This window comes from Pedobacter sp. Leaf250 (assembly GCF_920984735.1).
Classification (GTDB): domain Bacteria; phylum Bacteroidota; class Bacteroidia; order Sphingobacteriales; family Sphingobacteriaceae; genus Pedobacter.
This window is the reverse complement of record NZ_CAKLBU010000004.1, coordinates 169,565-188,990: the sequence shown is the minus strand read 5'-3', so window position 1 is coordinate 188,990 and position 19,426 is coordinate 169,565. Positions and strand designations below refer to the sequence as shown.

14 protein-coding genes and 1 pseudogene are annotated in these 19,426 nt (G+C 36.0%); 10 read left to right on the top strand and 5 right to left on the bottom strand.

Translation table 11 applies throughout. From position 1 onward, the window contains the following. Positions 1-24 precede the first annotated feature (24 nt). The 5 genes from LUA91_RS05265 to LUA91_RS05245 all read left to right on the top strand — a co-directional run bounded on the left by LUA91_RS05265 (position 25) and on the right by LUA91_RS05245 (position 8,000). Positions 25-657 carry a Uma2 family endonuclease gene (locus LUA91_RS05265; protein WP_231424980.1) on the top strand — a complete coding sequence of 211 codons (633 nt, stop codon included), beginning with the start codon at positions 25-27 and terminating at the stop codon, positions 655-657. A gap of 378 nt (positions 658-1,035) precedes the next feature. After that, positions 1,036-3,756, top strand: a complete 2,721-nt coding sequence (locus LUA91_RS05260) for a valine--tRNA ligase (protein WP_231424979.1) — start codon at positions 1,036-1,038, stop codon at positions 3,754-3,756. 218 nt (positions 3,757-3,974) lie between these two features. Next, the gene (locus LUA91_RS05255) at positions 3,975-5,330 is read left to right on the top strand and encodes a Gfo/Idh/MocA family protein (RefSeq protein ID WP_231424978.1); all 1,356 of its coding nucleotides are present in this window, start codon (positions 3,975-3,977) and stop codon (positions 5,328-5,330) included. A 111-nt stretch (positions 5,331-5,441) separates the two neighbouring features. Then, positions 5,442-6,806, top strand: coding sequence for a DUF1080 domain-containing protein (locus tag LUA91_RS05250; protein WP_231424977.1), 1,365 nt, complete (start codon positions 5,442-5,444; stop codon positions 6,804-6,806). After that, a complete protein-coding gene (locus LUA91_RS05245; RefSeq protein ID WP_231424976.1) occupies positions 6,807-8,000 on the top strand; it encodes a Gfo/Idh/MocA family protein in 1,194 nt (397 codons plus the stop codon). A 123-nt stretch (positions 8,001-8,123) separates the two neighbouring features. On the opposite strand, the gene LUA91_RS05240 is transcribed toward LUA91_RS05245, so the two are convergent. After that, complete coding sequence (locus tag LUA91_RS05240; protein WP_231424975.1) at positions 8,124-8,582, bottom strand: type I restriction enzyme HsdR N-terminal domain-containing protein; 459 nt, start codon at positions 8,580-8,582, stop codon at positions 8,124-8,126. A 120-nt stretch (positions 8,583-8,702) separates the two neighbouring features. Between LUA91_RS05240 and holA the strand changes: the two genes are divergently transcribed. From holA to LUA91_RS05225, 3 genes are all read left to right on the top strand, one after another. After that, positions 8,703-9,725 (top strand): DNA polymerase III subunit delta, encoded by a 1,023-nt coding sequence (holA, locus tag LUA91_RS05235; protein ID WP_231424974.1) that lies wholly within the window; start codon positions 8,703-8,705, stop codon positions 9,723-9,725. A 105-nt stretch (positions 9,726-9,830) separates the two neighbouring features. Continuing rightward, a complete protein-coding gene (locus LUA91_RS05230; RefSeq protein WP_231424973.1) occupies positions 9,831-10,190 on the top strand; it encodes a VOC family protein in 360 nt (119 codons plus the stop codon). A 128-nt stretch (positions 10,191-10,318) separates the two neighbouring features. Then, on the top strand, positions 10,319-12,883 hold the full coding sequence (locus tag LUA91_RS05225) for a zinc-dependent metalloprotease (protein ID WP_231424972.1): 2,565 nt from the start codon (positions 10,319-10,321) through the stop codon (positions 12,881-12,883). A gap of 103 nt (positions 12,884-12,986) precedes the next feature. Here LUA91_RS05225 and LUA91_RS05220 read toward each other — a convergent pair whose 3' ends face one another. Beyond that, a complete protein-coding gene (locus LUA91_RS05220) occupies positions 12,987-13,427 on the bottom strand; it encodes a hypothetical protein (protein WP_231424971.1) in 441 nt (146 codons plus the stop codon). Between the two features lie 249 nt (positions 13,428-13,676). On the opposite strand from LUA91_RS05220, the pseudogene LUA91_RS05215 reads away from it, so the two are divergent. Further along, a pseudogene (locus tag LUA91_RS05215) lies at positions 13,677-13,886 on the top strand (EVE domain-containing protein); the annotation flags it as partial. Between the two features lie 1,382 nt (positions 13,887-15,268). Next, positions 15,269-16,306 carry a transposase gene (locus tag LUA91_RS05210; RefSeq protein ID WP_231424970.1) on the top strand — a complete coding sequence of 346 codons (1,038 nt, stop codon included), beginning with the start codon at positions 15,269-15,271 and terminating at the stop codon, positions 16,304-16,306. 155 nt (positions 16,307-16,461) lie between these two features. On the opposite strand, the gene LUA91_RS05205 is transcribed toward LUA91_RS05210, so the two are convergent. The 3 genes from LUA91_RS05205 to LUA91_RS05195 form a co-directional block, all read right to left on the bottom strand. Continuing rightward, the gene (locus LUA91_RS05205; protein WP_231424969.1) at positions 16,462-17,214 is read right to left on the bottom strand and encodes an HNH endonuclease; all 753 of its coding nucleotides are present in this window, start codon (positions 17,212-17,214) and stop codon (positions 16,462-16,464) included. Positions 17,215-17,381: 167 nt separating this feature from the next. Further along, positions 17,382-18,548: an RES domain-containing protein gene (locus LUA91_RS05200; protein WP_231424968.1), complete on the bottom strand. Its 1,167-nt coding sequence runs from the start codon at positions 18,546-18,548 to the stop codon at positions 17,382-17,384. A gap of 6 nt (positions 18,549-18,554) precedes the next feature. Next, positions 18,555-19,355, bottom strand: a complete 801-nt coding sequence (locus LUA91_RS05195; RefSeq protein ID WP_231424967.1) for a potassium channel family protein — start codon at positions 19,353-19,355, stop codon at positions 18,555-18,557. Positions 19,356-19,426: the final 71 nt, after the last annotated feature.

The following is a 19,426-nucleotide window of genomic DNA, read 5'->3' as shown; positions in this document are numbered from 1 at the left end:
CTATAAAAATTAGTAAATTTGATTATGTCAGAGCCACTTCCATATCCTCAATTACTTAATGAGCCCGTTAGGGAATTCAGCGAAATCGATGCAACTTTAACTTATAGTTATGCAAATTATCTAAACTGGCTTTTTGAAGATCGTGTGGAGCTTATTAAGGGTAAAATCTTTAAGATGAGTCCTGCTGCCTCGAGGGTACATCAGGAGATTTCAAGAAACATTTTTATAAAAATTGGTAATTTTTTGAAAGGTCAACATTGTAAGGTTTATTCCGCCCCTTTTGATGTTCGTTTTCCAAAAGAAAGTAAAGCAGATAAGGATGTGTTTACAGTGTTACAACCCGATATTTGTGTAATTTGTGATAAGAGTAAATTAGATTATCGTGGCTGCATTGGTGCGCCAGATATTGTGATCGAAATTTTATCTCCAGGTAACAATAGAAAAGAGTTGCTGAATAAATACCAGGTTTATGAAGAGTTTGGTGTAAGAGAATACTGGGTGGTTAGCCAAAGTGATCAAAGTATTTTAATTTATACCTTAAATGATTCAGGCAAATTCCAACCATCAAAAATTTTCACCCTAAGCGAAACAATTACATCATCGGTTTTGCCAGGTTTTGAATTATTGCTTGATGATGTGTTTGATGATTTGGATTAACTCTGATATTCATTATTGTGAAATGCAGCATATCTCATCTTTAGCAAGTAAGTTGTTTTGCTAATAGATTGCTATTTAGCCAGGAAGACAATCTATAGATATTATGTTTTAATTTATAAGTAGGCTTATGCATTTCGGTTGATGACGACACCAACCAATAGATTTCAATAAACTTTTCTTCTACATCATTCAAAAATTTATTGTTTAAAAATAGCACGGACATTATCGGTTGGTGTCCTCACCAACTGAATCAAAAACATTCGCTTCCTAACTTGCAGGTACCTCTCAAAGAGAGTGTAATCGTATTGTACCAAACTTTTAGCTTTGCGCTTTAGTCTTTCAGCTTAATTAGCTATTTTTGGGCTTTTATTATAATTCATGAGCATTTCCACCAAGTACAATCCTGCAGAAACCGAAGATAAATGGTATAGCTATTGGCTATCGAAAAAGTTTTTTCACTCAGAACCTGATGAGCGTGAGCCTTACACTATTGTAATTCCACCGCCAAATGTTACTGGAGTGCTGCACATGGGGCATATGCTTAACAATACCATTCAAGATGTTTTGATTCGTAAAGCCCGTATGCAAGGTAAAAATGCATGCTGGGTTCCGGGAACTGACCATGCATCAATCGCTACCGAAGCGAAAGTTGTAGCGATGTTAAAGGAGCAAGGCATCAATAAAAAAGACCTTTCCCGTGAAGATTTTTTAAAATATGCCTGGGAGTGGAAAGAGAAATATGGTGGTATTATTTTAGAGCAGTTGAAGAAACTGGGTGCAAGTTGCGATTGGGACCGTACCCGTTTTACGATGGAGGAAGATCTTTCTGAAGCCGTGATCGATTCATTTATTCATCTGTATAAAAAAGGATGGATTTATCGCGGTATTCGTATGGTAAATTGGGATCCTGCTGGTAAAACGGCGGTTTCTGATGAGGAGGTAATCCGTAAGGAGGTAAACCAAAAGTTGTATTACATTAGGTATAATATTGTTAGTCCGAAAGTCGGAAAGTCGGATGATATAGACGCCAAATCTTCGGACTCCGGACTTCAGACTCCTGACTACCTTGTGGTTGCAACTACGCGTCCGGAGACGATAATGGCCGATGCTGCAATTTGTATTAACCCGAACGATGAACGGTTTGCTCATTTAAAAGGTAAAAAGGTTTTTGTGCCGTTGGTTAATCACGAAATTCCTGTTATTGAGGATGAATATGTTGATATTGAATTTGGTACAGGTTGTTTAAAAGTTACACCAGCACATGATTTGAACGATTATGAATTGGGCGTTAAACACAATTTACCAGTTACCGATATTTTAAATGATGATGGAACTTTAAACGAATTGGCGGTTATTTTGGTGGGTGAAGACAGGTTTGTTGCCCGTAAAAAGATTGCCAAAATGCTTGAAGAAGCTGGTCATTTAGATAAGGTTGAAGATTATAAATCGCAGGTTGGTTTCTCTGAGCGTACGGATGCGGCTATTGAACCAAAACTTTCGATGCAGTGGTTTGTGAAGATGAAAGAGATGGCGCAACCTGCTTTGGATGATGTTTTAAATGGCGACGTAAACCTCATTCCTAACAAGTTTGAGAATACCTACAAACATTGGATGGAAAATGTTCGCGATTGGAATATTTCTCGTCAGCTTTGGTGGGGACAACGTATTCCAGCCTGGTACGATGATAAAGGAAACTGGGTTGTTGCTAAAACCAAAGATGAAGCTTTAGAAGAATTCTGGAAGAAAAAACATCTGGATGAAAGTGCCAACGAAAGTGAGAAAACTGGATTTAAACACCAGTTAGAGCCTTTCTTAAGGCAAGACGAAGATGTAATGGATACCTGGTTTTCATCGTGGTTATGGCCAATTTCTGTTTTCGATGGTTTTAAAGACCCAAATAATAAAGATATTAATTACTACTACCCAACAAATGATTTGGTTACCGCACCAGAAATTATGTTTTTCTGGGTGGCACGTATGATTATGGCCGGACATGAGTTTATGGGCAAAAAACCATTTACAAATGTTTATTTAACTGGTATTGTTCGCGATAAGTTAGGTCGTAAAATGTCTAAATCTTTAGGTAATTCTCCCGATCCGATTGGATTGATTGAGAAATATGGTGCTGATGCGGTTCGCGTTGGGATGTTGATGTCATCGCCTGCAGGGAATGATTTAATGTTCGATGAAAGTTACTGCGAACAAGGGCGTAATTTCGCTTCGAAAATATGGAACGCATTCCGCCTGGTTAAAGGTTGGGAAGTTGATGAAAGCTTAGAAAATCCGAATAAACAAGCCATTTGCTGGTTCGAAAACCGTTTTAACGAGGCTTTGGTAGAAATTGAAGCAAACTTTAAACAATACCGTTTATCGGAAGCGTTAACCACAACTTATAAATTGGTTTGGGATGATTTCTGTGCCTGGTATTTAGAAATGGTTAAACCTGCTTACCAACAACCAATTGATGCCGAAAGTTATAAAGCTACGGTTGGTTTCTTTGAGCAGATTATCAAATTATTGCACCCAAATATGCCTTTCTTAACCGAAGAATTATGGCATGATGATCTGTTTGCAGAACGTGGCGAAATGGATTGCTGTATTGTTGCCGAATTCCCGAAAGGTGGCGCAATCGATGAGAAATTGTTGAAAGATGCAGAGGTAATTAAAACGGTTGTAGCAGAGATTAGAAACGTTCGTAACCAGAAACAAATTTCGCCTAAAGAGGCTTTGCCATTAAGTTTAAAGGTAAATTCTGATATAGATTACGAAAAGTGGTTAAACATTGTGTTCAAGTTGGCTAATGTTTCTGAAGCGGAAATTGTAAACGATAAAATTGCTGGTGCAACGGCTTTCATGGCTGGAAAAGATGAGTTTTTTATTCCGCTAACTGAAAATATTGATGTTGATGCAGAACGCGTTCGCTTAAATGCTGATTTGATTTACTTACAAGGTTTCTTAAAATCAGTAGATGCAAAATTGAGTAACGAGCGTTTTGTGCAAAATGCAAAACCAGAAATTATTACCAACGAACGTAATAAAAAAGCAGATGCGGAAGCTAAAATTCAGATTATTGAAGAAAGCTTGGCGATGTTAGGATAAAATATTTCAACCCTGTGGTTTGAAGCGGCCCTTTAGAATTAAGTTTCTAAAGGGCTTTTTTATTTTGAAGTGTTTTTTACTCTGTTTTAACCGTTTCTAAATTGTTACGATTCCGCACCTTGTCTGTAAGTTAAAAATCCTATTTTGTATGCTATTAAATGGCTTTGTTATTTAATGTTATGTGACAATCTAACCTAAATCTAAACCTATTTTATTCTATGGAAAATTCCAGAAGAAAATTTATTAAACAATCTGCCATTTTCGCTGCGGCAACTTATGCTGGAACAATGGGAATGAGTGCAAAAAGCTATGGACGAATTATTGGTGCAAACGATCGGGTTCGTGTTGGTGCAGTTGGATTTTCTGATCGGTTTAAGGATACTTTACTGCCTTGTTTCTTAAATCACAATAAAGAACTAAACTTTGATATTGTGGGGCTTTCAGATCTTTGGAACTACCGAAGAGATTTAGGAATAGCACACCTAAAAGATAAATTCGGACACGATATCAAAGCTTGCCGTAATAATGAAGAGCTGTATGCCATGAAAGATTTGGATGCGGTTATTATTAGCACCGCCGATTTTCAACATGCCTTACATACTATTGAAGCGGTAAAAGCCAATTGCGATGCTTATGTAGAAAAACCTTTTGCTGAAACCATGGATGATGCAAAAGCCGCATTAAAAGCTGTAAAAGCAACGGATAGAATTGTACAGATTGGATCTCAGCGTAGAAGTGGCGAAAACTATGCTAATGCAGCAAAATTTATTCAGGAGGGAAAATTCGGACCAATCACTGCGGTAGATTTGGTTTGGAATGTTAATCAACCAGGTAGATGGCGCAGGCCAGACTTAGTTGCAAAGCTTAAAGAAGAAGATATAGATTGGAAAAGGTTTTTATTGAATCGCCCGAACGAAGCTTTCGATCCAAGGAAATATTTAGAATATCGTTTGTTCTGGCCGTATTCCTCCGGGATGCCTGGTCAGTGGATGTCGCACCAAATTGATACCGTACACTGGTTCACAGGTTTAAAACATCCAAGAAGTGTGGTGGCCAATGGTGGAATTTACACCTGGAAAGATGGTCGTAAAAACTGGGATTCTATGGTTGCAGTTTTTGATTATGGTCAGCCGAATACCCAAGATGGATTTCAGGTAACTTTTACCTCGAGAATGCAGAATAGTGTTGGCGATGTAGGTGAAGTGTACTATTCGAACGGTGGAGAATTAAATTTGATTACCAATAAAGTTTCTCCAAAAGGTGGTTTAAAAGAAAAAGAAGCCGCTGCAATGGGTATGAAGGCCAATCTTTTGCCAGAATTTGATTTAAGTAAAACCGAAATCAAAACAGCCACTGGAGCAAATATGGGTGGCGATGCTTTAACTTCTGGTCACATGCGAAACTGGATGGAATGCGTTCGTAGTCGCAAAACACCAAATGCCCCGGTTGAGGCAGGTTATTCGCATTCAATTGCTAACATCATGACGAACGCCGCGGTGCGTACCGGAGCAAAATCAATTTTTGATGAAAGCAGACAAGAAGTAATCGCAAACGGAAAAGTATTTAAATATTAATCATTCAATCCATCGTCATTGCGAGGTACGAAGCAATCATAAAATGATCGCTATCTAAACCCAAAGCATTAAGATTGCTTCATTCTTCGCAATGACGACAAACTCAAAACCATGTTCAACCTCAAAAAATACAGTATTTTAACCCTGTCATTAATTAGTTTTTCTGCCTTTGCGCAAAAATCAAAGCCACTTTTCGATGGTAAAACCTTAAACGGTTGGAAAGCCGTTGCTGGTGCCGCACCATATAAAGTAGAAGATGGTGTAATTGTTGGCACCATGACTAAAGGAATGCCAAACTCCTTTTTAATCACCGAAAAAGAGTATGGAGATTTTATTCTCGAATTAGATGTGAAATTAGAAGGTGAAAGTACCAATTCGGGCATTCAAACCAGAAGCCATTTAAAGCCAGAAGGCAATAACGGTAAAGGTTTGGTTTTTGGCAGACAAGTCGAAATCGATCCTACAGCGAGGGCCTGGACAGGTGGTATTTATGATGAAGCCAGGAGATTGTGGCTATATCCCTTAGAATTAAATTCAGCGGCAAAACCGTTATATAAAAAGAATGAATTTAATCATTATCGCATAGAAAATATTGGTAACGAACTTAAAACCTGGGTAAACGGAAGTCCTGTAGCTTATGTAATCGATACCTTGGATCAATCTGGATTTATTGGTTTACAGGTTCATGGAATTGGCAATGTATTAGAAAATGATGGTAAAAAAGTTTACTTCAAAAATATCAATATTCAAACGGAAGGCTTGAAGCCAAAAGCCTTTCCAAAAGGAATTTACAATGTTAATTTAATGCCAAATACCTTATCAGCTTACGAAAAATCAGAAGGTTATAAGCTGCTTTTTGATGGGAAAACCAACAACGGCTGGATAGGTGCCTATAAAACAACTTTTCCTGAAAAGGGCTGGAAAATTGCAAACGGTGTAATTAGCGTAGAACCATCAAGTGGCGGAGAATCGACCAATGGCGGCGATATTGTAACCAAGGAAGAGTTTGCTGCATTTGATCTATCGTTCGAATTTAAACTTAGCCCAGGTGCAAATAGTGGTGTAAAGTATTTTGTAACCCTGAGCGAAAAAAATACAGGATCGGCTATTGGCCTGGAATACCAGGTTTTAGATGATGAATTACATCCTGATGCAAAGTTAGGAAGAGATGGAAACCGCACGTTAGCCTCACTATACGATTTAATAACAGCAAAAAAAGAAGCCCGTTATTTACGGTCGATTGGCAGCTGGAACAATGCCCGCCTGGTTGTTTATCCAAATAATAAGGTAGAACATTATTTAAATGGTGTTAAAGTTTTAGAGTATGTTCGTGGTTCAGAAGAGTTTAAAAAACTGGTTGCTATCAGTAAATACAAAGATTGGAAAAACTTTGGTGAAGCACAGAAAGGACATATCCTGCTTCAGGATCATGGCAACAAAGTAGATTTTAGAACCATAAAAATTAAGCAGTTATAAATGCATCGAAGGTATTTTGTCAAACAGTCAGCTTTGCTGGGTTCTAGTTTATTAATTGGTCAAGAAGTTTTGGGTGCATTTTCAGCTGATCAGGTATTAAATATCGCAATGATCGGTTGTGGTGACCGTGGAAAAGGTGTTTTGTCGGTTATCAATTCAATGCCTACAAAATTTGCAACAATAGCCTATTGTGATTTACTCGATTTTCGCCTGAAAGAGACCGAAAAATTCGTCCCTGCGTCGGCTAAACCAATTAAAGATTATCGAAAAATACTGGATGATAAAACGATTGATGCCGTTTTTATAGCAACACCTTTAAGCGAACATTTTAAAATCGCCAAAGATGCTGTACTTGCAGGAAAGCATGTTTATGTAGAAAAAACGATGACTTATAACATTGCCCAGGCATTGGAATTGAAGAAATTGGTAAAGCAATATCCAAAACAGGTTTTCCAGGTAGGTTATCAGTATCGTTATTCACCGCTTTATTTTAAAGTTAAGGACATGATTCAAAGTGGCTATCTGGGTAAAGTATCACAAATCGATTGCCGTTGGGATAGAAATTGGAACTGGCGTAGGGCAGTAGCTGACCCATCACTGGAAAAACAAATCAATTGGCGGATGTACAAAGCGTATTCTGGAGGTTTAGCGGCAGAACTGTTATCACATCAAATAGATTTTATCAATTGGGCATTTGAAACACAACCTGATGAAATTACCGGGACAGGTGGCATTGATGTTTTTAAAGATGGTAGAGAAACGTATGATAACATTCAGGCTACGCTGAGGTACAACGATAAAGGCATGATTGGAAACTTTGGAGCTACTTGTGGCAATGCTCGCGACGGTTATTTGTTTAAAATTAAGGGAACGAAAGGTTCAGTATCATTGTTAACCAGCACAGGCTTGTTTTATCCTGAAGAGGCTACCAAAAAAGAGTTGGGAATTGTTGATGGTGTAACAGGAGCAACTAAAATCGTTATGAATCTGGATGGAGGTATTCCGATTTTAGACAAAGCTACACAAGATGGAACTAATTATGCTTTAGATGAATTTTATAAATCGATCATCAATAATGTTTTGCCGGTTTCCAATATCGCTACAGGTACTCAAGCTTCCATTTGTGTAGCCATGTGTAACGAAGCGATTTATTCTGGTAATAAACAATTGTGGAAACGGGATTACGATTTGTAAGTTATTGTCATCCTGAAACCTGAAGGATCTTTTTCATTGTAGGCAGATCCTTTGTTACTATCACTGAAATTTATATATTTCGTCATTGCGATCGTGAAAAACTCTCTCGCAATGACGACTTCCTTACAACGCCAAATAATCTGGCATTTCCTCAGTAAATATAAAACTGCCTTTTTCTAAATCCATTTTTGCATAAACATGCTGCAATCCATTGGTTAAAACAATCCATTTAGCTTGGTGAAATGAATTGTATCGCGATGCCTGCTCAAAAACCGACCTTGTTATTTTAACTTTTGGTGCTTTACACTCAATAAGCATCAGCTTTTCACCAGCAGCATTATAAACTAAAATATCGCTTCGCTTTTGCAATTGATTCAATACCAAACCGCCTTCAATTTGAATAAATGTTTTCGGGAATTTTTTGCTAGTAATTAAATGCTGAATAAAATGCTGACGAACCCATTCTTCAGGCGATAGCACCAAATGTTTTTTGCGCAACTCATCAAAAATAAAAATTACATCATCCTTCCTGGTGATTTTAAATGGGTAAGGCGGAAGATTAAGTGGAGTAGGGTTAAACATTTTTTTGGCGTTGCAATTTAAATAATTAACTATTTGAACAATTATACAACAGCGGCCAAAGTTAATATTGTTTATAAACATATGCTTAAATGATAAAAGCTAAATTGTAATTTTACTGCAATGACTGCTTCCGAAATTATTAAAGATATCAAGGCCCGAAAGTTTAAACCTGTTTACTTGTTGCATGGCGAGGAATCATATTATATCGATCAGGTAACTGATTATATTGAAGATAAATTGTTGAGTGATGCCGAAAAGGGCTTTAACCAAACGGTTTTGTATGGAAAAGATACCGATATGGCTACAGTTTTAGGTGCGGCAAAACGTTACCCTATGATGTCGGATTTTCAGGTTGTAATTGTAAAGGAAGCACAGGATTTAAAATGGGGAAAAGATGATGGAGGTAGTAAGGAGGCAGAATTTGTGTTGAATTACTTTGAGAAACCATTACCAAGTACCATTTTGGTTTTAGCCTTTAAATACGCCAATTTTGATAAACGCAAAAAAATTTACAAAGCCATCAGCAAAAGTGGACTGATCTTTCAGTCGGACCCAGTTCGGGATTATAAGTTGGTTCCGTGGATTGAGGATTTTATTAAAGAGAAAGGGTATAATATCGATCAGCAGGCATCAGCCTTAATGGCCGAATATTTAGGTACAGACCTTTCTAAAATTGCCAATGAAATAGAAAAACTAATGCTTAATGTATCGAAAGATGTTACCATAAATACAGATTTGGTACAAAAAAACATTGGCATTAGTAAGGAATATAATGTATTCGAACTTCAAAAAGCATTAGCTATACGCGATGTAATGAAGTGCAATAAAATTATTAATTATTTTGCCAGCAATCCGAAAGCAAATCCTATCGTTATGGTTATGGCCAATTTGGGTGGCTATTTTACCAAGCTTTTAAAATATCATTATGTTCCGAACAAGGCAGATGCAGCATCAGCATTAGGCGTTCCTCCTTTCTTTATCAAAGACTATGAGGTTGCTGCCAGAAACTATAACACAGGAAAAGTTTTCCAGGTAATAAGTTTACTTCGCGAATATGATTTAAAAAGTAAAGGCCTGAATAGTTCTGGAAATGTAAATGACGGAGAGCTTTTAAAGGAGCTTGTTTTTAAGATCATTCATTAATCAATTTGAAACTTTTAATTAACAATTTTTAATGTGCAAAGTTGCCCCTAAACCCTAAACCCTAAACCCTAAACCCTAAACCCTAAACCCTAAACCCTAAACCCTATGCTACAAGGATTAAGAACAATAGTTTATTATGTTGGCGATTTAACTGCTGCAAAAGAATGGTATAAAAAGGTTTTTGAAATTGAACCGTATTTCGATGAACCTTATTATGTGGGCTACAATATTGGTGGTTTCGAACTTGGCTTAGATCCAGATGATTCGGGCTTTAGCAATGGTAATCACTCCACTACCTATTGGGGCGTTAGTGATATAAAAAGTGTTTTCGAAAGGTTGAAGGAATTAGAAGTTGAGATTCATGAAGAGCCCAAAAATGTAGGTGGACCGGTTTGGGTAGGTAGTATTTTCGATCCATTTGGAAATGTAATTGGATTGATTGAAAATCCTGTATTTGGAGGATAAACCATTTAATAAGTAGGTTGTTTTATTCCTGTTTTGAATAAAATCAATTGTAACCTAAAAGTTATTGCTTTAATTATCCCAAAGCCATAGCAAGGCATATATTTACGGGTAAATCAACTCAACTTATTATGAAAAGAACACTACTCAGTATTTTTATTGCTGTTTCCACTATTTCCTTTGCTCTAGCGCAAGTGCGGTCTGGCGGTCAGCCAGCAGATTCTACCCGCCGTGCAGCTGGTGCTGCGCTAGGTTCGGGTGTGAGGGCTCAACCAAAGCCTTACGATCAGGTAATTACCAATAAGGCTACCACCAGAAAAGGGATGATTACCACACACAAACTGGAGGATAAATATTTCTTCGAAATTTCTGACACTACTTTAGGTAGGGATATTTTAGTGGTGAGTCGCATTTCAAAATCTGGTGCCGAGGTTAGGGCTGCACAAGGATATGCCGGCGATCAAATTGGTAGTGCTGTTATTCGTTTTGAAAAAGGACCTAACAACCGGATTTTTATGCGTAAAGTTAGCTTCCGTACCTATGGCGCTGATAGCACAGCTTCTATGTATCAGTCCTTAAGAAACTCGAATATACAAGCCATTGCAGCTTCTTTTAACATTGCTGCTTACACACCTGATAAAAAAGGAAGTGTTATCGATATTACAGATTACTTAAATAGTGATAATGATATCTTCTATTTCAGTTCACCAATGGCTAAAACACGTTTTAGGTTGGGCACACAGCAGGCAGATAGAAGTTACATTCAAAACATCCGTAGTTTTCCTACCAATGTAGAAATTAGCACTGTTAAAACATATAGTTTAACTGCGGCTCAATCACCGTTTGGAGCTTCGATGCCAACAATGGGTGGTGGAGCGGCTTCCGCTGGTTCTTCAACAATCGAATTGAACACTTCGTTGGTTATTCTTCCGAAAGTGCCAATGAAAGCCCGTTATTTTGATCCTCGTGTGGGATATTTTGCAGTTGGTTATACCGATTTTGATTTAAATCCTCAAGGTGTAAAAGAAATTGAATTGATAAAACGCTGGAGATTAGAGCCAAAACCGCAAGATATGGCCAAATATAAACGTGGTGAATTGGTAGAACCAACCAAGCCAATCGTATTTTATATTGATCCGGCGACACCTAAAAAATGGGTACCTTATTTAAAAGCAGGTGTAGATGATTGGGCAAAGGCTTTTGAAAAAGCAGGTTTCAAGAATGCCATTATGGCCAAAGAAGCTCCAACTTACAAACAGGATTCTACATGGAGTATTGATGATGCCCGCAACTCGGCAATTGTTTACAAACCATCAGAAATTGCAAATGCCAGCGGACCAAGTATTTCTGATCCAAGAAGTGGCGAGATAATGGAAAGTCACATCAACTGGTTTCACAACGTTCAAAAGTTGGTTCATGATTGGTATATGATCCAAACAGCTGCGGTAGATCCAAGAGCACGAAAAATGACTTTCAGTGATGAGCTGATGGGCGATTTAATTCGCTTCGTTTCTTCTCACGAGGTTGGCCACACTTTAGGATTGCGTCACAATTATGGCTCTAGTTCTACAGTTCCGGTAGAATTATTAAGAGATAAAAAATGGGTTGAAGCAAACGGACATACACCTTCCATCATGGATTATGCCCGTTTTAATTATGTAGCACAACCTGAAGATAAAATTTCGGCAAAAGGTTTGTACCCTCGCATCGGCGATTACGATAAATGGGCCATTGAGTGGGGTTACAAATATTTTCCTGAAACTAAAAATGCACAACAAGAAGTTCCAATTTTAAATAAAATGACGATCGAATCTGCGAAAAACCGTAGGTTATGGTTCGGAACGGAAACCAATGCTGATGATCCGCATTCGCAAAATGAAGATTTATCGGATAATGCCATGAAAGCAAGTACTTATGGGATTAAAAACTTAAAAGTTATTTTAAAGGGATTGCCGGAATGGACTAAAGAACCAGCAGATGGATACGATAACCTGTCTAATATGTATGGTCAGCTTACTACTCAATTCGGTCGTTACATGGGTCATGTAGCTAAAAACATTGGCGGTATTTATGAAAATCCGAAAACAGTTGAGCAGGTAGGATCAGTTTATGAACGTACGCCTGCGGCTACTCAAAAAGAAGCGATGGCATTTCTAGATACGCAATTATTTAAAACGCCAACTTGGATGTTAGATAAGCCAATTTTGGATAATATCGATCAAAATGGCTTACAGGTATTGAGTCGTTTACAAACCTCTACGATCAATAGATTATTGAGTAATAATACCTTGGGGAAATTAATTTCAGCAGAAGCCTTGGATGGCGAATCGGCTTATAAAATTACTGACTTGTTTAGCGATTTAAATCAGTCGATTTTTACCGAGTTAAAAACAAATCAAGCAATTGATGTATACAGAAGAAATCTTCAAAAATTATATGTAGATAAACTCATCTCTATTTTAAAACCAGCACCAGTAATTTCTTCAGCGGCAGCAGCCATGATGACAAGAGGAAGATCGGACCAGGAAGGTTTAACACCTGCTCAAACTGATGTGCTGTCTGTAGTGAAAGGTCAATTAAAAGAATTGGGGACTATGATAGATACAGGTGCAACTTCGGCAACTAGTTTAAATAAATATCACTTGCAAGATTTATCTGATCGTATCAAAACTGCATTGGATATGAAGAAAGATTAATTAAAATCAATATTTGATCGAAGGCGTTTCTTTAACAGGAACGCCTTTTTTTATGAAAAATAAATTCAAAACAATGAGAAATGTTATTGCAAATAGCTTAATATTAATTTAAAGACTCCTGGAAATTTAAAACGTTTGTTACGGTATCAACACGTAAGGAATAAAAAGCAAGGTTCCCGATCCTTTTAAAAAAATATCCCTTTGGTGTTTTTATCCATATCGCTTTCAAAGGCTTCTTATAATATAAACTTCTTTCCCATTCAGGATTATCGATAGAGTCTTTAAAATAAAATCTTGATTTCTTAATATTTTCAACAAAACTCTCCATTCTTTTTTTATCAAGTTTTATATCATAATTAAAAATATCATCCTGACCCATGTCATAATATTTCTCCCTTATAACATTAAATGAATTTGGTAAATCAATTTCAACTCCCTTTTTAAACCTGTCTTCTCCTGATTTGTCCTTTGTTAATATATAAAAAGTTACAATTAAGAACACTGTTATTGATGATATTACAAGGAGTCTCCATTTAGGGTTCATATCAATAGGATTTAATTTACCATGTCTGAAATATAAATATATCATTAGGAAATAAAATTTCAGCATCTGATACGAAATGTATCTTCAAATTAACTCGGTTTTGCTAGTTTTGGGTATTGGATAAAAGAAATAAACAATTGGCATATTTGAGCCTGTAAATGTTTTCGGTATGGTTAATAGATTTTTTATTGCCAATCCAAAAATTGAATTAACAATATGCCTTTAAAGCTATTTAAATAAAGATAATAAATGAATCATTGGTTAGTCAAATCAGAGCCTTTTAAATACAGTTGGGAAAAATTTAATGAAGATGGACGAACATTCTGGGATGGCGTTCGCAATTATCAGGCAAGAAATAATTTAAAAGCCATGAAAGAAGGTGATCTGGTCTTATTTTATCATAGTAATGAAGGTAAAAACGTGGTGGGAATTGCGAAGGTGGTTAAAGAGTTTTATCAAGCTTAACTCAAAATTTTACCCTTTTTAAGGTTAAATCAACTTATTTTACTGCCTTTTGTCGGCTTATTTGTCGGCTCTTTTGTCGACAAAATTCACATTTGAAATCATTTGTATTCGCTATTTAAAGAACTCTAAAGCCTGCTGACTTTGGTAACGTAATTAAAAATTATGTTCACACAATAATAGCTTTATTACCGACTAACATCAAAATATTTTATTAACAGTTTTTTATCTTCACATATCCAAAATTTAAGCTTATTACTTTATTTAAGGGGCAAGTTTAAGTTTTGGATATTCATTATTTAATGAAATTATTTGGAAGATTAACCTCGTAAAAGGAAAGGAGAAAGATATTTAAACTGTCAATGAACCATTTCAAGGTCACTTCCCTTTAATTAAAGGATAATTAACAGATAGATAAAATTTAATGGATTTTGAGTGCATTTGCAGCAGAAATTTTGCGAATTTTCAGAAAAATTATTGATGAACTTGTTCCTTTAGCTTTAAGAGGGGAAACAGCCGAGAAGAAGTTTGGAGAAAGCAAAAAGACGAGGGATACAACATGCTTATTGACTCGGAATGCTTCGCATGAAGGTACGAAAAATCCATGATATTTCGTCTTTTTACATAGTTATTTATCGTCATAAATTTGTCGTTTAATCGATCGAATTCTCATAGTTAAAGACTGTACTAATATTTAACACAATCTTTGTTTTGAATTCAACTTTTCGCTTGCTTACGAAAACTATTAATTAGACTAATGATCCCACAAGTCATTAAAACTATGAGTGACCCAATTAGAATATAGTTAGTTGTGCTGTTAAATTTAGATCCTAGTTTCCCAGAATTATAAACCAATAAGAAGATTGGTAAGGAAATTAAATACATTGCTGCTATTTTCTGTTCCTTTATTTTGTTCTTAACTTGATTGTTTTCCATGGTTCTGATAACTAGGCTTCGGGAATGAGTATAGTGCAAGATATTAATTTTTTATTAATGCGGAAGGATGCAACTGCTACCCAAATTTCGAATGTTGCCCGGGAAATTGGCGCTTTTGATCAGGTAATATTCAAAATTCAATTATTTGTTTATTTAACAGGTTACGTTTTGATTTTAAACAGTTTGTTATTTCTAATGATAATCATAACTGTTGCCTATTAAAGTATTCATAGATTTTTCGTATCTTAAACTATCAAATCACTCAACCAATCATAAAGGTTGTTTTGGGGAGCGACTTATATTATAGTTTAAAAATAGATTTATTGTCAATATTAAGCCCTAAGATGATTACTTAATGATGGAAGAAGCGACCTTTCTACAAACTTAGTGAAACCTATAAAAGATTTAAGGACTTTAGAGTGATTTGATTCTTATCTGAGATTATGGGGTCAAACAAGCTATCAAGAATTAAATTTTTTATTGGTGTTGATATCTCGAAAGCTACTTTCAACTATTGCTTAAGATATGGTGGTGGTAATGTTTTTAACGGGAAAGTTGGCAATAATGTGGAATCAATAACAGAATTTATATCTGGTTTGAAGCAAGTTCCTAACTTTAAACTTAGGTATACAGTTTTTGGAATGGAAGTAACAGGCGTTTATGGTTTAATTCTCATAAAAACTTTAGCAAAAATGAAAGCTAAAGTTGTTGTGGAACCAGCATTACGCATCAAAAATTCTCTTGGTATTATCAGAGGTAAAAATGATAAATTAGATGCTGCACGTATTGCCAGATACTTAATTAAAAACCTGCAAGAATTAAAACTATGGGTGCCACGCAGAAAAATTATCGACGAGCTTAGTAGTTTATCAACATTGCGTGAACGTATTGTTAAAGTTAGAACAATAATGGTCACTCCATTAGAGGAAGATGATGGATTTATTGACCCATCTATTTCCAAATCAAATATTGATCTTTGTCAACCCTCGATAAATCATATAAACGATCTAGTTCCCCAAATTGATGATCGTATCAAGATCCTATGGAAAAACGATGTTCACTGTAACAGGCTGATGCAAATCATGCTTTCTGTTATGGGTATTGGTGATGTTACTGCACTACAGATCCTTATTCATACCAATGAATTTAAATCGATTACAACTGCTAGAACCTTTGCGTCCTATTGTGGTGTCGCACCATTCGAACATAATTCAGGCACTAGTCTTAATAAAAATGCACGAGTATCGCCATTTGCTAACAAGCGGATCAAATCTCTTCTTCATAATGGGGTTAGGGCTTGTATACCGAACGACCCTGAAATAAAGGCATATTATATAAGAAGGGTTGAGGTAGACAAAAAGAATAAAATGTCAGTTATGAATGCGATTAAGTTCAAAATTATATGCCGAGTTTTTGCATGTGTGCGTGCCGATCGATTATATGATAGAAATTACGTTTCAGTAAAACCGAATGAAATTTAGATTGAGAATATCCAAAATTCAATCTTTTTTGCTTATTTAACAGGGTAGGTTTGAGTTTTGGATATAATTTTTCTTGGATTTCTATATTTACACTTCGCGTTTGGTGTAGAGGAAATTAGCGAACATTAGCCTCAGCCCATAACGCAATACCCGCGTTAGGTGCTTGAGTTTCGTTTCTGGTTTTTTATTATCTTTTTAAGCTCGTCAATAGATAACAGTCTGTCCCCTTTGTGCAACATTCTGTGACAATTAGGGCATACTGGTTGTAGGTCACTTACATTGGTCTTTCGTTGACCATCTTTTACAGGGTTTAAGTGGTGCATTTCAATAAATCCGAAGCCATGAGCTCCGTATGTTTTCGCGAAGTCAAATTCACAAACTGCGCATATAACACCGTGTTTTATTTTTGCATCAGACACAACCTTTCTGCTTCTTACAGTTATTTCTCTAACAATTACCTTTTTAAAGCCCTCATCAAAAAAAAATTGATTTGACTCTTTTGTATTTGTCTTGTTTAATAAGGTTTTAGGTAATAAACTATTGTGTACAAGGATTTCAAAACGCTGATTATTAATTTGGTCTTTATTGAATTTGTCAAGAATGTCAAAAGTCTTTACTCTCGTAGTCCAAGTTTCGAAACTCTTGAGCACGGTTTTCTTGAATTTTGAATCGGGTAATTTTAAAATGTCAATAAAACCGATTGAATACAGCCATTTTTTTGCTGTTCCACCATTCGAATGGTATGTATTGTCAAGTCCAGCACTTTTCCCAAAAGTCCAATTTTTCAGATCTGGCGTTGCGATATAATTTTTAGCTGAAGAAATTTCCTTAGTCCACTCATCACCTCTGTCAATAATGAACTTACTTCTTTCTTGAATGGTTTTATATACGTTCTCTTCGTCTGTCATGTGTTATTACTGTTTTTTGCACTTGCACCTAACGTTTTCGGGCTTGACGATGGAGGCGATTTTTACCACAGATGTTGATGCGCAGAACAAATGTTTGATTAGCCACAAATGTGTCTGCTGAGCACTGAACCGCTACTTTTGCCAAACCCGCGTTATGTGGCTTTTTTTTAATATTTCGTAATTTTGCATTTCCCACTTTCTATGTCTGCTGATACTTTTTTAAATTTGATATTATCAAGTCGTTTGCCGTCTTGATAGACAACATTAATCTTGTCATTACGCCCTAATTTAGTTGCTTTATTATTTGTTGTTTCCTTAATGATAGAGTGATCTGCCGGAGTAAAGTTGAATGTGATATTTTTTGGAGTATTGGGATGTTCATATCGAACTTGTTTTCCGTCACCAGTTTGAAGTTGTCGAAACAACTTAAATATTTCGTCAGCTTTTTCATTGTAAAGAATTTTACCCTTTTCAAAGTCAAATGCAGTTGTCCCAAAAGAACCTATAAGTTGGTCGGTGGTTACTTCATCAGATGTTGGGTCTAAATTGTCGTATTCGTCAAGAATAAATCGTGTCTCTACACCAATTAAATTATATCGTTCAAAAATTAAATCATTACGAATTGCGAAGTTCTCTCCAAACTTCTTTTTCTGAACGCTTGGATAAATTATTGCTTCTATATTTTTGTCAGAAACAACAGGATAAAATAACTGTTCTGATGAAAGTAAAGAACTAAACAAATAGTCGGCAGGCCGGTCTCGTAAAACTTCTAGACTAAAGGAATCTATTAAAAACTCTTCAAGTAAATGTCCTATCTCAACAAGTGGATGATTTGCATTTTTCGGTTCACTCTTTTCTCTGCGGACTATATTACAATTAACCTTTGTGTTCGGTCGTAATTCAAAATGAGAAAGAGTAATAACATCACCGTTTTTAGGTTTTGTTTCCCAATATGCACCCGCTTCAGTTGTTGCACAGTATAAAACTTGTTGTCCTGGAATGTTACACCGTCCATAGTTGGTACATTTTATTGGTGGTGCAAGTAATTCAGAAATGTTCGTGAGATAACTTAATTCTTTACCTTGAGAAGCAAGTATGCGATTATTTACTGAAATCCGAACTAATCTTGAAGGTGGATTGTCAGTAAAGCCAACTGCTTTAAGATTAAAAAATGTCTTTATGTTCTGAGTTAGGTTTTCAAGTTCGTCAGCAGATAAGTCGTGTGTAGTATTGAAAAGTGTTCTGTAATATTCAAGTTTCTCCTTGACTTTGTCAGGAGGATTTAAATTAAGCTTCTCAGTATTGAACTTGTTATTTGCTACTTTTTCAATCATTCAAGCTTAGTTATTTGGTGTTTTCTTTTCAGCATTTGATTTGTGTTGAGGTTTCTGCCACTTGTCACTATATGTCGGTTTAGCATTGTAGTAAGTCGGGTCTTGAACTTTTGATGCAAAGAAGTTAATGAACAAAGCAACAAAAACAAGAAACAATATAATTTGGGAGATTACTAAATATTGTCCGAAAGCGTTTATTGTCACTATGTCTCCATAACCAACTGTTGCTGATGTTGCAAAGCTGAAATAAACCGCTTGCAGGGCTGTTGTCAGTTTTTCCTTAAAGAAATTTGGAATTGCTGAATTGCAATAGGAATATATTACACCATAGTTTAGGCATACTTCAATATAGTTAATAAATAGAGTTGTCAACGAGCGTCTGTATGAAATTGGTCTTGCAAATTCATTCGATAAAAAAATCAATGTCGCTAAATACAAAACAGTCTCAAAAGCCATTATACCTGAAAATATAGCAACAGCTAAATTGTCGGTCCAGTTTAACTTGAAAAAAATGATTGGCAGGAATAATTTTATAAGGACATAAAGCTCAACTCCCAACTTTCTTCCAAGTAGTCCAAACTTCCCAAAAAAAGCCCTGATGTAGAGTCCTGGAAAAGCAAAAAGTGATAATGCAAGTGTCAATCGAATAATACGTTCTAACCCAAAATCATTATAATGTTCATTTGTCCATATGCGTTTAACATTTAAACATTGATTTTTAAGTGCTGGTCGTAGTTTATTTGTCGGCTGAGAATGTTCCTGCCCGAGTAAAAGTGTACGTATGAATTGTCTGATTTTATTTGTCACGGTCGTATTTTAAAATGCCACATAACGTTTTGGGGCTTTGCGATTGTGGAGCAATTGAAGCAAAAATCTTC

Coding starts and splice junctions, on each gene's coding strand:
- LUA91_RS05245 (WP_231424976.1), top strand. CDS start 6,807: ATGCATCGAAGGTATTTTGTCAAACAGTCAGCTTTGCTGGGTTCTAGT.
- LUA91_RS05240 (WP_231424975.1), bottom strand. CDS start 8,582: ATGTTTAACCCTACTCCACTTAATCTTCCGCCTTACCCATTTAAAATC.
- LUA91_RS05200 (WP_231424968.1), bottom strand. CDS start 18,548: ATGATTGAAAAAGTAGCAAATAACAAGTTCAATACTGAGAAGCTTAAT.
- LUA91_RS05255 (WP_231424978.1), top strand. CDS start 3,975: ATGGAAAATTCCAGAAGAAAATTTATTAAACAATCTGCCATTTTCGCT.
- LUA91_RS05205 (WP_231424969.1), bottom strand. CDS start 17,214: ATGACAGACGAAGAGAACGTATATAAAACCATTCAAGAAAGAAGTAAG.
- LUA91_RS05250 (WP_231424977.1), top strand. CDS start 5,442: ATGTTCAACCTCAAAAAATACAGTATTTTAACCCTGTCATTAATTAGT.
- LUA91_RS05225 (WP_231424972.1), top strand. CDS start 10,319: ATGAAAAGAACACTACTCAGTATTTTTATTGCTGTTTCCACTATTTCC.
- LUA91_RS05220 (WP_231424971.1), bottom strand. CDS start 13,427: ATGAACCCTAAATGGAGACTCCTTGTAATATCATCAATAACAGTGTTC.
- LUA91_RS05260 (WP_231424979.1), top strand. CDS start 1,036: ATGAGCATTTCCACCAAGTACAATCCTGCAGAAACCGAAGATAAATGG.
- LUA91_RS05210 (WP_231424970.1), top strand. CDS start 15,269: ATGGGGTCAAACAAGCTATCAAGAATTAAATTTTTTATTGGTGTTGAT.
- LUA91_RS05265 (WP_231424980.1), top strand. CDS start 25: ATGTCAGAGCCACTTCCATATCCTCAATTACTTAATGAGCCCGTTAGG.
- holA (WP_231424974.1), top strand. CDS start 8,703: ATGACTGCTTCCGAAATTATTAAAGATATCAAGGCCCGAAAGTTTAAA.
- LUA91_RS05230 (WP_231424973.1), top strand. CDS start 9,831: ATGCTACAAGGATTAAGAACAATAGTTTATTATGTTGGCGATTTAACT.